Origin of the sequence: Verrucosispora sp. FIM060022, from assembly GCF_003977705.1 — a bacterium.
GTDB classification, from domain to species: domain Bacteria; phylum Actinomycetota; class Actinomycetes; order Mycobacteriales; family Micromonosporaceae; genus Micromonospora; species Micromonospora gifhornensis.
In genome coordinates this window covers 409,733-425,684 of sequence record NZ_RQIV01000002.1, presented here as the reverse complement: position 1 = coordinate 425,684, position 15,952 = coordinate 409,733, and the positions used below count along the sequence as shown (strand labels likewise).

The following is a 15,952-nucleotide window of genomic DNA, read 5'->3' as shown; positions in this document are numbered from 1 at the left end:
CTGCCCCCGGCCTCGGGCCGCCCCCGGCCTCGGGCCGCCCCCGGTCCCGCGATCTTGCACTTTTGGTCGCTGCTTTGCGGCCTATGCGCCTTTCGCGGCGACGAGAAGTGCAAGATCGCGGAGTCGAGGCGCCCACGACCACGCGATCTTGCACTCTTGGTCGCTGCTATGCGGCTTATGCGCCTTTCGCGGCGACAAAAAGTGCAAGATCGCGGGACCGGGGGCAGCGCGGGACCGGGGGCGGCGCGGGACCGGGGGCGGCGCGGGACCGAGGCGGCGCGTGCCTGGGGTGGCGCGAGCATGGGGTGTGGAGTGTGGGCCCGAGCGCCGAGCGTGGGCTGTGCGCGGGGTCGGGGTTAGTGCAGGGGGGTGTGGGCGGGGTTGACCTGTTCGGTGGGGGAGGGGGGTGGTGGGGGTGTGCCGTTGCCGAAGGGCCGGCCGCCGAGAGCTTCGCGGTCGTGCGGGGTGAGCCAGTTCGACAGGTCGGGGCCCAGCGGCACCACCCCGGTCGGGTTGATGTCCCGGTGCACCTCGTAGTAGTGCCGCTTGATGTGGTCGAAGTCGACAGTGTCGCCGAAGCCGGGGGTGGTGAACAGGTCCCGGGCGTACGCCCACAGCACCGGCATCTCGCTGAGCTTCTGCCGGTTGCACTTGAAGTGGCCGTGGTACACCGGATCGAAGCGCACAAGCGTGGTGAACAGCCGCACGTCCGCCTCGGTGATGGTGTCGCCGACCAGGTAACGCTGCCCGGCGAGCCGGTCGCTGAGCCAGTCCAGCCGGTCGAACAGCCGGTGGTACGCCTTGTCGTACGCCTCCTGGCTGCCGGCGAAGCCGCACTTGTACACGCCGTTGTTGACGTCTCGGAAGACCACCGCGTTGACCTCGTCGATCTCGGCCCGCAGGTGCTCGGGATACAGGTCCGGGGCACCGGGTCGCTGGTAGGCGGTCCACTCGGTGGACAGGTCCAGGCTCATCTGGGCGTAGTCGTTGGTGACCACCTGCCCGGTCGGCACGTCGACGATCGCCGGCACGGTGATGCCGCGCGGATAGTCGGGGTAGCGGGCGAAGTACGCCTCCTGGATGCGTTCGATGCCGAGCACCGGGTCCCGGCCGCCCGGGTCCAGGTCGAAGGTCCAGCTCCGTGCGTCGTGGGTCGGTCCGGTGACGCCCATCGACAGGACGTCCTCAAGACCCAGCAACCGCCGTACGATGATCAGCCGGTTCGCCCACGGGCAGGCGCGACTCACCACCAGCCGATAGCGTCCGGGCTCGACCGGATAGCCGTCCCGCCCGTCCGCGGTGATCCGGGTGGTGATGTAGTTCTGGTCCCGGTTGAACTCCCCGCCCGGCTCCACGTACTTCCCGCCGGTCTGTCTCTGGCCCACGCCGTTGTCTGCCGTCATCGCCCTGCTCCTCGCCCACGCCGCCTGCCATGCCGGTCCCATCATGGCTGACACTGCGACCGCTGGCCCGGCAGAAGGGGCGGTGATCGAGCGGAAGCGCGGGAACCACCGTGCGATACCCGTCGGGCCGATCAGAGGTATCGGGGTGTCAACTGGGCCACGGACAGGTTCACCGGAAATGGCTCGCCGGTGTCGACGAACTTGGTCCACCGTCCGGTCTCGGTGTAGACCTCGTGCACCGGATCGATCCGGTGGGTGTGCACCACGAGACCGGCCGGATCGGTCTCGATCCGCCAGTAGTAGGGGATGCCGGCCTGGGCGTACAGCGCCGGCTTGAGCACCCGGTCGATCGAGCGGGTGCTCGGCGAGACGATCTCGACGGCGAGCACCACCTCGTGCGGCTCGTACCGTGCGGGTCGGCGTTGTGCCGCCGGTGCGGTGATGACCAGGACGTCCGGGACGAAGGAACGGGTGCGATCGATCCGCACCTCGACACCCTGGGTGACCTCGTACTCGTCGGGGCACTCCGCTTCGAGCGCGACGCCGAGTCGCATGGCGATGGTCTGGTGGGCGGCGGTGGGGGAGGGGGACACGAGCAGCACTCCATCGAGCAGTTCGCGGCGGCGGCCGTCGTCGGGCAGGGCGTCGAGGTCGTCCGTCGTCCACTCGCCCGACGGCGGTTGGTCGTCGTGCAGCGCGGCGGTCATCTGACGGGTCCTTTCCGATGTGTCGTTCTCCCCGTGGTCACGGTACAACCGGCAGAGCCCGGGTGGTGGTCGCGCGCGCCGTGCCCACAGGGCAGGATGGTCGACATGAGCGAGCGTCAGCGAGCGAATCATCGGCTCGGCGCATTGGTGCCTCGTGACGACACGGAGCGCAGCGGAGTGTCGGCATGAGCGAGCGAAGCGAGCCGGCGGGTGTGCCGGGCAGCGGGCTGGTCAAGGGGCTGGCGGTCACGCTCAAGACGATGACGAAGCGCTCCACCACCCAGCAGTACCCGGACGTCGCCCCCGAGCTGCCGCCCCGCTCACGTGGGGTGATCGCCCTGCTGGAGGAGAACTGCACGGTCTGCATGCTCTGCTCCCGCGAGTGTCCGGACTGGTGCATCTACATCGACTCGCACAAGGAGGAGGTGGCGGTGCCCGGCGCCGCCCGCCCTCGCCAGCGCAACGTGCTCGACCGGTTCGACATCGACTTCTCGCTCTGCATGTACTGCGGCATCTGCATCGAGGTCTGCCCGTTCGACGCGCTCTACTGGTCGCCCGAGTTCGAGTACGCCGAGTACGACATCAAGGACCTGCTGCACGACAAGGATCATCTCGGCGAGTGGATGGCGACCGTACCGCCGCCACCGGCACATGATCCGAACGGTGAGCCGGCCAAGGAGGAGACCGCCGCCGCGCGCAAGGCCGCGATCCCCGCCGCGCCCGCCGCCCGGCCGACCGCCCCGCCGGTACGCCCCGAGCCGGCATCCGGCGGTACGGCTGCGCCCGGCGACGGGGAAGGTGCTTCCGAGTGACCGGCGTGGACGTGCTGCTGCTCGCCCTGGGCGCGGTGGCCGTCGGGTCCGGGGTGTTGGTGGTGTCGACCCGGCACCTGGTCCGCGCCGGGCTCTACCTGGTGGTCTGTCTCGGTGCCGTGGCGGGCATGTATCTGGTGCTCACCGCCGAGCTGGTGGCCTGGGTGCAGGTGCTGATCTACGTGGGCGCGGTGGTGGTGCTGCTGCTGTTCGCGGTGATGCTCACCCGGGCGCCGATCGGTGCCTCGGACGATCTGGACCGTCCGGGGTGGCCGGCCGCGCTGATCGGCGGCGGGGTCGGGTTGGGGCTGGCCGCCCTGCTGATCGACGCGTTCCGCTGGACAACTGTGGAGCTGCCCGAGGCGGGCACCGCCGAGCGCATCGGCGAGCAGGTCTTCGCCAGTTGGGTGCTGCCCTTCGAGGTGCTGTCGATCCTGCTGCTGTCGGCGCTGGTCGGCGCGATCGTGCTGTCCCGCCCCGACATCGGCCGCACACCGGGGGACCGCGCTGCGCGGGACCGCACACCGGGAGACCGCACACCGGAAGACCGCACATCCGGGGACGAGCCGGCCGAGCGGGCCGGCTCGGGTGGCGAGGGAGGGGCCCGGTGAGACCGGTCATCCCGTACGTCACCGCCGCGCTGCTGTTCGGCCTCGGTGTGTACGGCGTACTGCGGCGACGCAACGCCGTGCTGGTGCTGATGGGTGTCGAGTTGATGCTCAACGCGGTGAACCTGATCCTGATCACCGCCGACACCACGACCCGGGCGCTGCTGCCGCACAGCGGCCAGGTCTTCGCGCTCTTCGTGATCGTGCTGGCCGCGGCCGAGATCGGGGTGGGGCTGGCGATCGTGCTCCAGCTCTACCGGATGCGGGCCAGCGTCGCCGTCGACGAGGTGCCGCTGGACACGGTGCCAACGGACGAGGTGCCGATGGACAAGGTGCCGTTGGAGGGTCAGCGGTGAGCACCACGACGCTGCTGGGCGCGCTGCTGCCGGTCGTACCGCTGGTCGCCGGTCTGGTCGGTCTGCTGCTGCCACCGGCCGCACGGGGCGCGACCACCGACCGGGACACCTCCCGGCGCGCGGCGATCGCCCTCGGTGTGGCCGGCGCGGCGGGTGCGCTGGTGCTGGCGGTGGCGCTGCTCGTCACTCTGGACGCCCCGACGGAGTCCTCGACCACCTGGATCCGCTTCGGCGAGCTCACCGTCACCCTCGGGGTACGCCTCGACGGCGCCGCCGCCCTGGTCGCCGTGGCGGTCGCCGCCGTGGCCCTGGCCGTGCAGGTCTACTCGGTCGGCTACCTCACGCGGGGGCCGCACGACGACACGGACGTCGACCACCGCTACCCGCCGTACGCGGCACAGATCAGCCTCTTCACCGCGGCCATGCTGCTGGTGGTGGTCTCCGGGGACCTGATCATGCTGCTGGTCGGCTGGGAGGTGATGGGCATCTGCTCGTACCTGCTGATCGCCCATGACCGGTGGCTGCCGCAGGCACCGGCCGCCGCGCAGAAGGCGTTCCTGGTGACCCGGGTCGGCGACGTCGGGTTCCTGCTCGGCATCGCGCTGCTCGGGGTTTCGGCGGGCAGCTTCCGCATCGCCGACCTGCTCGCCCACGACCACGGCACCGGCACGCTGACCGCCGCCGGTCTGCTGCTGCTCGCCGGGGTGGCCGGCAAGAGCGCCCAGTTCCCGCTGCACACCTGGCTGCCGGACGCGATGGCCGGCCCCACCCCGATCTCCGCGCTGATCCACGCCGCCACCATGGTGGCCGCCGGGGTGTACGCGCTGACCCGGCTGTGGCCGCTGTTCGAGGCCACCCCCACCGTGCTGGCGGTGCTCGGGGTGATGGCGTCGGTGACGCTGCTGCTCGGCGCGTTCGCCGCCACCGCGCAGGACGACATCAAACGGGTGCTCGCCTGGTCGACGGTCTCCCAACTCGGCTACATGACCGGTGCGCTGGCCGTCGGCTCGCCGCCCGCCGCGCTGTTCCACCTGCTCACCCACGCCGCGTTCAAGGCGCTGCTGTTCCTCGCCGCCGGTGTGGTGATCCATGCTGTCGGCACCGCGGCGATGTCCCGGATGGGCGGGCTGCGGCACAGCATGCCTGTCACCTTCTGGTGCACGCTGATCGGGCTGGGCGCGCTGGCCGGCGTACCCCCGCTCTCCGGCTTCTGGAGCAAGGAGGGCGTGCTCGCCGCCGCCGAGGGTGCCGCCCTGCACGGCGACGGCGCGGCCCCGGCCTGGGTGGGCTGGCTGGTCTGGCTGGCCGGGCTGGTCGGTGTCGCCGTCACCGCCTGGTACGCCACCCGGCTGCTGCTGCGTACCTTCTTCGGCACGACCCGTACCCCGCTGACCCACCCGCACGACCCGCCTGCGCTGCTGCGCTGGCCGGTGCTGGCGTTGGCGGTGCCGGCGGCCCTGCTCGGCCTGGCCGGCTTCCCCGGCTGGTTCGCCACCCAGTTGCTACGCACGACGCCGTCCGACGCCGAGGGGGTGTCGGATCTGATGCCGCCGGACGGGCTGATCCACCTCACCCCGACCGTCCTGCTGCCCCTGGCGTTGCTGCTGCTCGGGGCGGGCCTGGCCGGGGCCGGTTGGCGGCGGGACACCGCCGCCGATCCGGCGGCGGCGCTGGGTCCGCTGCGGCCGGTCTTCGCCCGCGCGTTCCGCCTCGACGACGTCCAGCACACCCTTGTGGTACGCCCCACGACCGCGCTGGCCCGGGCGGCCCGGGTGGCCGACGAGCGGGTCGTCGACGGCGCGGTCACCGGCACCGGCCGGGGTGCGGGTGCCCTCGGCGGCGGCCTCGCCGCCCTGCACCGCTCCGCGCTGCCCCGAGCCGTCGTCGCGGTGCTCGCCGGTGCGTTGCTGATCGCCCTGGCCGCCACCCTGATCGGAGCAATGTGATGAGCCGCAGCGCATCGCGGGTCACATCGCGGATCGGAGCTGCCCGATGAGCTTCGGTGAGTTCCTGCTGGTCGCGGTCCTCGCGCTGCCGGCGCTCGGTGCCCTGGCGGTGGCGGCGATCCCCCGCGACCTGCCCGCCCGCGTGGCCGGTACGGTGGCCGCCGCGCTGACCCTGGTCGCGGCGCTGGCGCTGGCCGTCGACCGGGCCGGCAGCTGGACCGCCTACGCGGCGACCACGCCGGCGGTACGCCCCTGGCACGCCCTCGACCTGCCCTGGGTGCCCGGCCTGGACCTGCGTTTCCACCTCGGGGTGGACGGCATCTCCTGGCCACTTGTGGTGCTGACCGCCCTGCTCACCCTGCTCTGCTGCGGGTACACCTGCTGGCGGGTGCCGGCCGGTGGCAGCGGGCGGGCTCTGGTGGCGCTGCTGCTGGTGGTCGAGGTGGGCATCCTGGGCACCTTCCTCGCCCTGGACCTGGTGCTGTTCTTCCTCTTCTTCGAGATCGTCCTGCTGCCGATGTACGCGATCATCGTCGGCTGGGGCGGCGACGGCACCGACCCGGCGGCGGTGGCGGCACGGCGTCGGGCGGCCCGCAAGTTCGCCCTGTACACCCTGTTCGGGTCGGTGCTGCTGCTGGTCGGGGTCTACGTGGTGGTGGCCGCCGCCGGTACCGCCGACATCGTCGCGCTGACCGGCGGCAACGGACTGGCCCGGGGCACCCAACTGGCCGCGTTCACGCTGCTCGCGGTGGCCTTCGCGGTGAAGAGTCCGCTCTGGCCGCTGCACTCCTGGCTGCCCGACGCGCACACCCAGGCCCCCACCGTCGGCAGCGTGCTGCTCGCCGGGGTGCTGCTCAAGATGGGCACGTACGGCCTGATCCGGGTGGCCGTCGGGGTGGCCCCGGAAGGGGCCCGCTGGGCGGCACCGGTGCTGGGCGTCCTCGCCGTCGCGGCGATCCTGATCGGATCACTCGTGTGTCTGGCGCAGACCGAGCTGAAACGGCTCATCGCGTACTCCAGCGTGGGGCACATGGGCTTCGTGCTGCTCGGGATCGCCACGCTGACCGCCACCGGCATCCAGGCGGCGCTGATCGGCAACGTCGCGCACGGCATCATCACCGGCCTGCTGTTCTTCCTCGCCGGAGCGATCAAGGACCGGACCCACACCGGGGCGCTGCGCGAACTGTCCGGGTTGCGGGAGACCGCCCCCCGGCTGTCCGGGCTGCTCGCCTTCGCGGCGGTCGCCTCGCTGGGGCTGCCCGGCCTGGCCGGGTTCTGGGGTGAGGCGTTCGCCGTGGTGGCCGCCGTCGAGGTGGGCGGCGCGCTGTGGATCACCCTGGCGGTGCTTGCCGCGTTCGGTGGTGCGTTGACGGCGGCATATCTGCTGCGGCTGTTGCGGCAGGTCACCCACGGCCGTGCGACGCCTGCGGTGGCCGGGCTGAAACCAGGGCTGGCCGGGGCCGAGGTGGCCGCCTGGGCGCCGCTGGTGCTGCTCGCGCTGGCCGTCGGGCTGGCACCGACCCTGGTGCTGGGCGTCGCCGAGGCACCGGTGACGGCCCTGGTGGAGGTCCTGCGATGACGACGACCCGCGACCGCGCCGACGGGAGGCAGCCGTGAGCAGGGTGCAGAGCGTCGACAGTGTGGCGCTGCTGCCGGCGTACCTGGCCGCCGGGACGGCCGTGCTGGCGCTCCTGGTCGACCTGGTGCTGGCCCGCAGGACGGCGACGATCGTCGCGGCGGCCACCGGTGCACTCGCCACCCTCGTCGCGGCCGTGGCGGTCGGTGCCGGAGCCGAACGCCGTACCTTCTGCGTCGGGGCCGACTGCTCGTACGTCTTCGGTGGGCGGGCCGCGCTGGTGGCCGGGCTGGTGGCGCTGCTGGCGCTCGGGGTGTTGGCGTTGTCCGGGCCGCTGCTGCGCGACGGCGTGACCCCGGTGGGGGAGTTCTGCTTCCTGCTCGCCTGCTCGATGACCGGTGGCGTGGTGCTCGGCGCGGCCGGCGACCTGATCACCCTGATCGTGGCGGTGGAGGCCCTGACCCTGCCGCTGTACATCCTGGTCGGGCTACGCCGAGGGAGCCTGGCCAGCGCCGAGGCGGCGGTCACCTTCTTCGTGGTCAGCGTGGTGGCCACCACGCTCACCCTGCTCGGTGCGGCGCTGCTCTACGCGGTCACCGGCAGCCTGCACCTGGAACGGCTGGGCGCGATCCTGGCCGACCGCTCGGACCTGCTGGACCTGCCGCTGACCACGGTCGCGGTGACGTTGGTGCTGGCCGGGCTGGCGTTCAAGGTGGCGGCGGTGCCGTTCCACGCCTGGGCCCCGGCCACCTACGACGGGGCACCGCTGCCGGTGGCCGCGTACCTGTCGACGGCGTCGAAGCTCGGCGGGGTGGTCGCCCTGCTGGCCGTGGTGCAGCACGCGCTGCCGCTGAGCGTCGCGGGGCCGGTGCTGGCCCTGGTCGCCGCGCTGACCATGACCGTGGGCAACCTGGTGGCCCTGCGTCAGCGGCGTACGGTGCGGCTGCTGGCCTGGTCCTCGGTGGCCCAGGCGGGCTACATCCTGGCCCCCCTCGGCGCCCTCGCTCTGGCCGACGTCGACGCCCGTTCCACCGCGTACGCCGCCGCCCTGGCGTACGCCGTCTTCTTCGTGCTGTTGGAACTGGCCGCCTTCGCCGGGGTGGTGGCCCTGCGCCCGGCCGGCGCGGACGGCGGGCACCTCGACGACCTGCGCGGCGCGGCCCGGCGACACCCCTGGGTCGGCGCGGGCCTGGCGTTCGCGCTGATCGGGCTGGCCGGTCTGCCACCGGGGTTGGCCGGGCTGTTCGCCAAGGTGACGGTGGTGCGGTCGCTGCTCGGCGGCGACGCGGCCTGGCTCGCCCTGCTGGTGGCGCTGAACGCGGTCATCGGCCTGGCCTACTACCTGCGCTTCGCCGCGCTGCTCTACACCCCGACCGGCAGCGCCCCGGCAGGCAGTGCCCCGGCCGGTGACGCGCATGTCGGGGCGATCCGACCGGCCCGGGTGGTGGTGGCCGCGCTGGCCGTGGCGACCGCGATCGCCGTGATCGTCGGCTTCGCACCGCAACTGGTGCTCGACCTCGCCGGGAGCTGAATCCGGCCTGACCTGCCGGTTCATTCCCCAACATGACTGTCACTCAGGTAACTCTCAGTCATGAGACGGATGGTTGACGGGTACCGGGTTGTTGTACCGGTCGACGGATCCACGCATCCGTGCACCGAAGGAGTGATTCGTGCACCACAACCGTCTGAAGACCGCCGCGCTGCTCGGCCTGCTCACCTCGCTGATCCTGGCGGTGGGCTACTGGTTCGGCGGCAGTGGCGGCCTGGTCATCGCCGTCGTCATCTCGCTGGTGATGAACGGCGTCACCTACTTCTACTCCGACAAGCTGGCGCTTCGCTCGATGCGGGCACAACCGGTCAGCGAGGCACAGTTCCCCGAGCTGTACCACATGGTGCGGGAGTTGGCGGCCGAGGCACGGCAGCCCATGCCCCGCCTCTACATCAGCCCGACCGCCCAGCCCAACGCGTTCGCCACGGGTCGTAACCCGCAGAACGCGGCGGTCTGCGTGACCCAGGGGATCGTCGAACTGCTCGACTACCGGGAGTTGCGGGGCGTCATCGGGCACGAGCTGTCCCACGTCTACAACCGGGACATCCTGATCTCCAGCGTGGCGGCCGGCCTTGCCGGCATCATCACCATGGTGGCCAACCTCGCCCTGTTCATCCCGCTCGGCGGCAACGACGAGGACGGCCCTAACCCGATCGTGCTGCTGCTCACCATCATCCTGGGCCCGATCGCGGCCAGCATCATCCAGCTGGCGATCAGCCGCAGCCGGGAGTTCCAGGCGGACGCCTCCGGCGCCGAACTCACCCGTGACCCGCTGGCCCTGGCCAGCGCGCTGCGGAAGATTCACATGGGTGCCCAGCGTCGGCCGCTGCCGGCCGAGGGGCAGCTCACCAGCACCGCGCACCTGATGATCGCCAACCCGTTCAAGGGGGGTGGAGTCGCGGCGCTGTTCGCCACCCACCCGCCGATGGAACAGCGCGTCGCTCGGCTGGAGCAGATGGCCCGCAACACGGGACCGGTCCGCTACCAGCGCTGACCAGCACCTATCCTTCGCCGCCCGCGCCGGGTCCACCCGGTGCGGGCGGCACCCTGTTCGGTTGCGGGTCACCCGGGCAGCGTTAGGGTCTAAGCCGCTATCGCTCATTACACACGTGGAGGTTCGTCGGTGGCTGGTCTGCGCCGTTACCTGGGTGTCTGGCAGCTTCCGGGGGCACCGACGCTGCTGATCACCGGCATCATCGGGCGGCTCGGGATCGGCATGACCCCGCTGGCGCTGCTGCTCGTCATCGAGCAGGTCACCGGCCGTTACTCACTTGCCGCCCTCGCCGGCGGCTGCTACGCCCTCGCCGGTGCCGCGCTCAGCCCGGTGGCCGGGCGGATCGCCGACCGCATCGGCCCCACCCCGGTCCTGATCGGCACCGCGGTCGCCCACCCACTGGCCCTGATCGGCCTGCTCTGGGCGGCCCGCTCCGAGCAGACACCCTTCGCCCTGGTCCTGGTGGCCGCCGCCCTGGCCGGCGCCTCCTACCCGCCGCTGACCGCCGCGATCCGCGGCGCGTGGAACGACCTGACAAGCGTCGCCTCCGGCCGGTACCACCTGCGCAACACCGCCCTGGCCGCCGAGACCACCCTCTTCGAAGTCGTCTTCGTGCTCGGCCCACTGCTGGTCGCCGGCTTTGTCGTGTTCGCCGACGCCGGGGCCGCCCTGATCGGCTCGGCGGTGGTGACCTTGGTCGGCACCGTGGCCGTGGCGCTCGGCCAGACCATGCGCGGCTGGCAGCGGCACGCAGGGGAGCACCACACGCGGGGCCTCGGCCCGCTGCGGGTCCCCGGATTCCCGGCCCTGCTGCTCTGCGTGGCCAGCCTCGGCATCGCCTTCGGCGCGGCCGGCGTGACGGTGCCCGCCTTCGCCACCCGCTACACCCCCGACGACCCGGACAGCCTGGCCGGCGTACTCCTGGCCGTCTGGGGCGTCGGCAGCGCCGTCGGCGGCTTCTGGTTCGGGATCCGCCGCCCGGCTCGCAACATGACCCGACAGTTCGCCTGGCTGCTCGCCGCCGTGGCGGGCAGCTTCGCCGTCTTCGCCGTGATGCCCACCCCCTTGGCGCTCGGCACCGCCCTGGTGGTCGGTGGGGCCACCATCGCGCCGGCCCTGACCCTGGAGAACACCCTGGTCGGGCGGATCTCGCCGACCGGCATGCTGAACGAGGCGTACACCTGGGTGGTCACCATGTCCGTCGGGGCGAGCGCCGCCGGTGGCGCGGTGGCCGGCCTGATCGTCGACCATGCAGGTGGGGTGCCCTGGGCGTTCCTGTTCGCCGGTGCGGCGGTCGCCGCCGGGGCCGCCATCGCCGCCCTGCCCGCCGGCCCCATCGCCCGCGCAGAAGCCGCCACCGTACGCGTCGAAACCCCCGCCCCGGTCTGACCGGGCCGCTGGTGGGTATCACCGAGGCATGTTCGCCTTCTTTTCGAACCGCCTCGGCTGCCTCGGCTCGCTCCTGGTCAGCGCCATCGGCACCATCGTGCTTCTGTTGATCTTCAACCGCTGACGGGTCGCGTGCCAGGATTCCTCACGTGAAGCTTGAGGATCTCGCGCGTCAGGTCAATGCCAGGGCTCGCCTCACCGGAGAATTCGTCCTGCGCTCCGGGCGGACGGCGAACGAGTACTTCGACAAGTACCAGTTCGAGGCGGACCCGGTCCTGCTGGATGCGCTCGCGGAGCAGATGGTCGCCCTGGTGCCCGCCGGCACCGAGGTGCTGGCCGGTCTGGAGATGGGAGGCATCGCCGTCGTGACGGCACTCGGTCGACACACCGGCCTGCCCTGCGCGTTCGTGCGGAAGACCGCAAAGCCGTACGGGACAGCTCGGCTGGCTGAGGGAGCAGAGGTGGCGGATCGGCAGGTGCTCGTCGTCGAGGACGTGGTGACCTCCGGTGGGCAGGTGGTGCTGTCGACCAGGGATCTGAGGAGCCTGGGAGCCCGGGTCGACGCCGCCGTCTGTGTGATCGACCGTCAGGAGGGCGGAAGCGAGGCACTGGCGGCCGAGGGCATCACCCTTCGCGCCCTGCTCACGCGCGCCGACCTCGGGGCACACGGAGGGCACTGAGCCCGCCAGGCTGTCGAGATAGAAGACGCGTGACGGTCGCACGCCCTGGACTGTGGCCGGCCGGTCAGGGGAGAGGGTTTGCGATGTAGACGCCCTTGCCCTGTCTGCCGTCGATGAGCCCTTCGGCTTTAAGGATGAGCATTGCCGCGCGGATCACCGTGTTGCTGACCTTGTACTGGTCGCACAGGGAGGCGAACGACGGCAACTTGTCACCCGGCTTCAGTTGGCCGGAGCTGACCTGCTCGCGGATGTCCCGGGCGACCTGTAGGTACGCAGCTTCTGACATTGGTCGTGCTCCCAGCTTGGCGGCTGGTGCAAGCAGACCACGCGGTAGCCCCAACTTGCAACGCTATGTGCTGTCAGTTCTTGACCCTGCGTACATTGCGTCTTAAGTTGCTCGTAGGGCTATCCAGCTTGGCGGCCGGGTGGTCCCTGCCGTGGGTACTCCGTTCTGGAGCGAGTGCCCACGGCTTCCCTGGCATGTGTCGTTGGGAGGCGCGGTGACCAGAGGTGACCCGGTGCCGATCGGTCGGCGGGTGGCGTACCTGCGGGTTCGGCGGAGGCTGTCGCAGCAGACGTTCGCGGACAGGCTGGGCAAGTCGAAAAGCTGGGTGGACAAGGTCGAGCGTGGCGTCCGCTCGCTGGAACGGGTGTCGACCATCCGCGATATCGCCGCCGTCCTGCGCGTCGACGCCGCCACTCTGCTTGGACACGACGAGCAGCCCGCCGAACTGGTCGACCGCAACGAGGGCGTCGCCCGGATCAGGACGGCGCTGTCCGCGTACGAGATATCACCGGGCCGTCCCCCCGGTCGCCGGCCGCCGATGTCGCCGCAACGACTGGACCAGGAGCTTGCGCACGCCTGGAGCACCTACCAGCACGCCCGGTACCCACACCTGATCGAGCTGCTGCCGACACTGCTGACCGAGGTCCACCGCGCTCACGCGCAGACACCGCAGGCGTGCCGGGCTGCGCTGGTGGAGGCGTACCGGATCACGGCGGCTCTGCTGGTCAAGCTGGGCGAGCGGAGCCTTGCCTGGCTGGCCGCGGACCGGGCGATGTCCGCCGCGACCGGCGACCAGCTGCTGGTGGCGTGCGCGGCGGTGCAGCTCGGTCAGGCGCTGCCGGCCTCGTCGCGGGCCAGGTCGGTGATGCTCGCCGCCGCCTACCAGGCCGCACCACCCGACCTCGACGCCGGTACGCCCCAGGAGCTGTCGCTGTGCGGCACCCTGCTGTTGGAGGCGGCGATGATGGCGGCCAGATCAGGCGACGAGCGGGCGACGGCCGGGTTGCTGGACGAGGCGGCGGACATGGCCGCCCGAGTGGGCGACGGGCAGGACCATCACCACACCGCTTTCGGACCGACCACCGTCGAACTGGCCCGGACAGCCGCCGCCATCGAGGCCGGCGACACCCGGCAAGCCGTCACCCGACACCAGAAAATCATCGGGTACGACGGCTGGCGCTGCCTACCTGTCGAACGCCGAGCCGCGCACCTGATCGACGCGGCACGCGCCTACCTGCACGCAGACGCCCCCAGCGCGGCGGCCCGCGTCCTGCTGCAAGCCGACCACATCGCACCGGCCGAGGTACGCCACCGCCCAGCGGGCCGCGACACCGTCGCCCAGGTCGCCCGTGACCCGGAAGCCCCCACCACGATCACCCAACTCGCCCTCACCCTCGGCCTGCTCTGCCCCTGACCAGCTCAGCCGTAAGCCGAACGCCAGCCGTCAGGGGCAGCGGAGGGCGGCTGGCATCCGTGCCTAGCGGTAGTTGGTGAACTGGAGGGCGACGCCGAAGTCCTCCGCCTTGAGCAGCGTGATGACGGCCTGCAGGTCGTCCTTCTTCTTGCCTGTGACGCGCAGCTGGTCGCCCTGAATCTGCGCCTGCACGCCCTTGGGGCCCTCGTCGCGGATCTTCTTGCTGATCGCCTTGGCCTTCTCCTGGTCGATGCCCTGCACCACCTTGGCATCGATCTTGAAGATCTTGCCCGACGAACGAGGATCCCCGGCGTCCAGCGACTTCAGCGAGATGTTCCGCTTGATCAGCTTCTCCTTGAAGACCTCCAGCGCGGCCTGCACCCGCTCCTCGGTCTCCGCCTGGAGGCTGATCGCCTCCTCGCCCGACCAGGAGATCTCCGCACCCGTACCCCGGAAGTCGAACCGCGTCGCAAGCTCCTTCTCCGCCTGGCGAAGGGCGTTGTCGACCTCCTGGCGGTCAACCTTGCTGACGATGTCGAACGACGGGTTCGCTGCCATGCTCATACTCCTGCTGTTTGTGATCGTTTGCCCCTGGATGACCAGGGGTGCGACCCCCTGACGGTACCCGGTTGCGCCCAGGCCGGGAGGAGCCGCTATCCTTGCTTCCGCCGCCGCACCTCGGTGCGGAGGTGTGCCCTGGCGGGTTGCCCGAGCGGCCAATGGGAGCGGACTGTAAATCCGTCGCGAAAGCTACAGAGGTTCGAATCCTCTACCCGCCACCAGGTGCAGACACGGCCCCTGACCAGCAGAGATGCTGATCGGGGGCCGTTGTCGTTGGTCTGGTCGAGTCCGGCTGGGTCCAGGCGTCTACGACTGGTTGTGGGCAGATGGTGGGCAGGTCGATCTTGCCCGCTGAGGGCTCTTCTGAGGCTGCGATCGCTGGAGTTGGTGCCTGGGTTCCGGTCTGGCGGAGTCCGTGCGTGTAACGATCGGCTGAGGGGTCCGCGGTGATGTGTCGTCGGCTGAGGGAGAGGATCGGTGGCAAGCCAGTCCCGGGGTTGGACTGGTGCGGCAGTCGGAAGCCCAGATCGTCGACAAGGCCGTCCGGTTCGGCTTCCGTACCGCTTGGCCGTGATCGTGCTGCCGGCCGGATCAGCAGACCCGGGGCGGCGGTCCGGCGGCAGTCGGTGGCTCTCCGTCCCGGCGCCGGAGGCGGCCGGGGCGGCTTGCCGCCGGCCGGCTTACCGCCCCGCGACGCGCGGAGCGCGGCACCTTGATCCAGAACAGAGGAAATCGGCAACAAACCTAGTTCCCTGGCGAGTTGCTGGGGCTAGTTGGCCGGGGGTTCGTCCCGCTGGCGGTCGGAATCCAAGGACGAGCTTGAGGTGGCCGCCCTCGCACGGTCCCAGACCTGATACACGTCACCAGCCAACGCCGGCGCGGCGCCCGGACTCCGACGCTGCTTCGCTGAGCACCACAGGGGGTCATAGGCGGAGCCTGTCGAGAGCCGGGTAGCTCCTCCTAGCAGCTGCGATTAGCCGTCGTTGACGGGTAGGTCAACAGAGCCTGATCGCGTGGCACGACCATCGAGCGAAGACCTTCGTCGAGGATGGCGCAATCACTGTCGGACAACTGAACCAGGGGCCGCCGGAGGTATGTGTTCCATACGTGTGGCTTGGGAAAGGCGTCGAGCCGCTCCACCAGCGGCCGCAACTCCAGCCCGCCGGGGTAGGGCACCACACCTTGGATCTGGAGCCTGCAGACAGAGGGGAACGGGCGGCCCGCGATCTCTATCGGCTCATCCAGACGGTGAACGGCCGTCACAGGAGTCGCGGTGCCGATGAGGCGGCCCTGGTCGCGCTTGGGGTTGTGCCATGCACCCCGGGTTGCGTACAGGAACAGCCGATCACCGGGCGCGAGTCGTGCTACCTCGGCTCGCGGGGTAGCCGGGAACGCCATCCTCTGTTCGTGAAGAACCCACCAGATGGCCTCACGTTCGCCCAGCACGACCAGGTATGCACCTGAACCACTCACCCTGGAGACTCTACGAGCACGTGACCAATGACGCGATAAGCGGCTCCTTGGCCGCCGCCTCTGTACGGGCGCCCTTGCGTCTCTGCTGGTCCGCGCGATGTCGACGCGCTAGCTGGAACGACGTCCCGCGTACGGTCTGTTAGGCCAGGCCGGTCGGCTGGCCAGCAGTCGTAGGTGCACGCTCATGTTGCCCTGGCG

The 15,952-nt window shown here is 70.9% G+C and carries 15 protein-coding genes and 1 tRNA gene; 11 read left to right on the top strand and 5 right to left on the bottom strand.

All coding sequences use genetic code 11. From position 1 onward, the window contains the following. Nucleotides 1–356: 356 nt before the first annotated feature. Both EG812_RS08510 and EG812_RS08505 read right to left on the bottom strand, forming a co-directional pair. Nucleotides 357–1,403, bottom strand: coding sequence for a glutathione S-transferase family protein (locus EG812_RS08510; RefSeq protein ID WP_126711270.1), 1,047 nt, complete (start codon nucleotides 1,401–1,403; stop codon nucleotides 357–359). 131 nt (nucleotides 1,404–1,534) lie between these two features. After that, a complete protein-coding gene (locus EG812_RS08505; protein WP_126711269.1) occupies nucleotides 1,535–2,110 on the bottom strand; it encodes a Uma2 family endonuclease in 576 nt (191 codons plus the stop codon). A 185-nt stretch (nucleotides 2,111–2,295) separates the two neighbouring features. Here EG812_RS08505 and EG812_RS08500 point away from each other — a divergent pair, with 185 nt between their 5' ends. From EG812_RS08500 to EG812_RS08460, 9 genes are all read left to right on the top strand, one after another. Then, nucleotides 2,296–2,922 carry a NuoI/complex I 23 kDa subunit family protein gene (locus tag EG812_RS08500; protein WP_126711268.1) on the top strand — a complete coding sequence of 209 codons (627 nt, stop codon included), beginning with the start codon at nucleotides 2,296–2,298 and terminating at the stop codon, nucleotides 2,920–2,922. Next, nucleotides 2,919–3,533, top strand: a complete 615-nt coding sequence (locus tag EG812_RS08495; RefSeq protein WP_013735987.1) for an NADH-quinone oxidoreductase subunit J family protein — start codon at nucleotides 2,919–2,921, stop codon at nucleotides 3,531–3,533. Before EG812_RS08500 ends, EG812_RS08495 begins: the two co-directional genes overlap by 4 nt. After that, nucleotides 3,530–3,886, top strand: coding sequence for an NADH-quinone oxidoreductase subunit NuoK (gene nuoK, locus EG812_RS08490; RefSeq protein ID WP_013735986.1), 357 nt, complete (start codon nucleotides 3,530–3,532; stop codon nucleotides 3,884–3,886). The genes EG812_RS08495 and nuoK overlap by 4 nt, the downstream gene beginning before the upstream one ends. Beyond that, nucleotides 3,883–5,832, top strand: coding sequence for an NADH-quinone oxidoreductase subunit 5 family protein (locus tag EG812_RS08485; RefSeq protein ID WP_126711267.1), 1,950 nt, complete (start codon nucleotides 3,883–3,885; stop codon nucleotides 5,830–5,832). Before nuoK ends, EG812_RS08485 begins: the two co-directional genes overlap by 4 nt. Before the next feature lie 46 nt (nucleotides 5,833–5,878). Continuing rightward, nucleotides 5,879–7,411 carry a complex I subunit 4 family protein gene (locus tag EG812_RS08480; protein ID WP_126711266.1) on the top strand — a complete coding sequence of 511 codons (1,533 nt, stop codon included), beginning with the start codon at nucleotides 5,879–5,881 and terminating at the stop codon, nucleotides 7,409–7,411. Between the two features lie 34 nt (nucleotides 7,412–7,445). Then, complete coding sequence (locus tag EG812_RS08475; protein ID WP_126711265.1) at nucleotides 7,446–8,939, top strand: NADH-quinone oxidoreductase subunit N; 1,494 nt, start codon at nucleotides 7,446–7,448, stop codon at nucleotides 8,937–8,939. A gap of 139 nt (nucleotides 8,940–9,078) precedes the next feature. Further along, a complete protein-coding gene (htpX, locus tag EG812_RS08470; protein ID WP_126711264.1) occupies nucleotides 9,079–9,951 on the top strand; it encodes a zinc metalloprotease HtpX in 873 nt (290 codons plus the stop codon). 129 nt (nucleotides 9,952–10,080) lie between these two features. Then, nucleotides 10,081–11,340, top strand: coding sequence for an MFS transporter (locus EG812_RS08465; protein WP_013735981.1), 1,260 nt, complete (start codon nucleotides 10,081–10,083; stop codon nucleotides 11,338–11,340). A 149-nt stretch (nucleotides 11,341–11,489) separates the two neighbouring features. Further along, a complete protein-coding gene (locus tag EG812_RS08460) occupies nucleotides 11,490–12,020 on the top strand; it encodes an orotate phosphoribosyltransferase (RefSeq protein WP_126711263.1) in 531 nt (176 codons plus the stop codon). Nucleotides 12,021–12,084: 64 nt separating this feature from the next. Here EG812_RS08460 and EG812_RS08455 read toward each other — a convergent pair whose 3' ends face one another. Next, nucleotides 12,085–12,306, bottom strand: coding sequence for a winged helix-turn-helix domain-containing protein (locus EG812_RS08455; protein WP_013735978.1), 222 nt, complete (start codon nucleotides 12,304–12,306; stop codon nucleotides 12,085–12,087). Between the two features lie 214 nt (nucleotides 12,307–12,520). Here EG812_RS08455 and EG812_RS08450 point away from each other — a divergent pair, with 214 nt between their 5' ends. After that, a complete protein-coding gene (locus tag EG812_RS08450) occupies nucleotides 12,521–13,720 on the top strand; it encodes a helix-turn-helix domain-containing protein (RefSeq protein WP_233579427.1) in 1,200 nt (399 codons plus the stop codon). 63 nt (nucleotides 13,721–13,783) lie between these two features. On the opposite strand, the gene EG812_RS08445 is transcribed toward EG812_RS08450, so the two are convergent. Next, nucleotides 13,784–14,278, bottom strand: a complete 495-nt coding sequence (locus EG812_RS08445) for a YajQ family cyclic di-GMP-binding protein (protein WP_013735976.1) — start codon at nucleotides 14,276–14,278, stop codon at nucleotides 13,784–13,786. A gap of 140 nt (nucleotides 14,279–14,418) precedes the next feature. Here EG812_RS08445 and EG812_RS08440 point away from each other — a divergent pair. After that, nucleotides 14,419–14,502, top strand: a tRNA-Tyr gene (locus tag EG812_RS08440). A 739-nt stretch (nucleotides 14,503–15,241) separates the two neighbouring features. Here EG812_RS08440 and EG812_RS08435 read toward each other — a convergent pair. Further along, nucleotides 15,242–15,754: a hypothetical protein gene (locus tag EG812_RS08435; RefSeq protein WP_126711262.1), complete on the bottom strand. Its 513-nt coding sequence runs from the start codon at nucleotides 15,752–15,754 to the stop codon at nucleotides 15,242–15,244. Nucleotides 15,755–15,952: the final 198 nt, after the last annotated feature.

What these genes read in the sequence shown, in the direction of transcription:
- EG812_RS08510 (WP_126711270.1), bottom strand. Translation starts at nt 1,403, where the DNA reads ATGACGGCAGACAACGGCGTGGGCCAGAGACAGACCGGCGGGAAGTAC.
- EG812_RS08505 (WP_126711269.1), bottom strand. Translation starts at nt 2,110, where the DNA reads ATGACCGCCGCGCTGCACGACGACCAACCGCCGTCGGGCGAGTGGACG.
- EG812_RS08500 (WP_126711268.1), top strand. Translation starts at nt 2,296, where the DNA reads ATGAGCGAGCGAAGCGAGCCGGCGGGTGTGCCGGGCAGCGGGCTGGTC.
- EG812_RS08480 (WP_126711266.1), top strand. Translation starts at nt 5,879, where the DNA reads ATGAGCTTCGGTGAGTTCCTGCTGGTCGCGGTCCTCGCGCTGCCGGCG.
- EG812_RS08455 (WP_013735978.1), bottom strand. Translation starts at nt 12,306, where the DNA reads ATGTCAGAAGCTGCGTACCTACAGGTCGCCCGGGACATCCGCGAGCAG.
- EG812_RS08445 (WP_013735976.1), bottom strand. Translation starts at nt 14,278, where the DNA reads ATGGCAGCGAACCCGTCGTTCGACATCGTCAGCAAGGTTGACCGCCAG.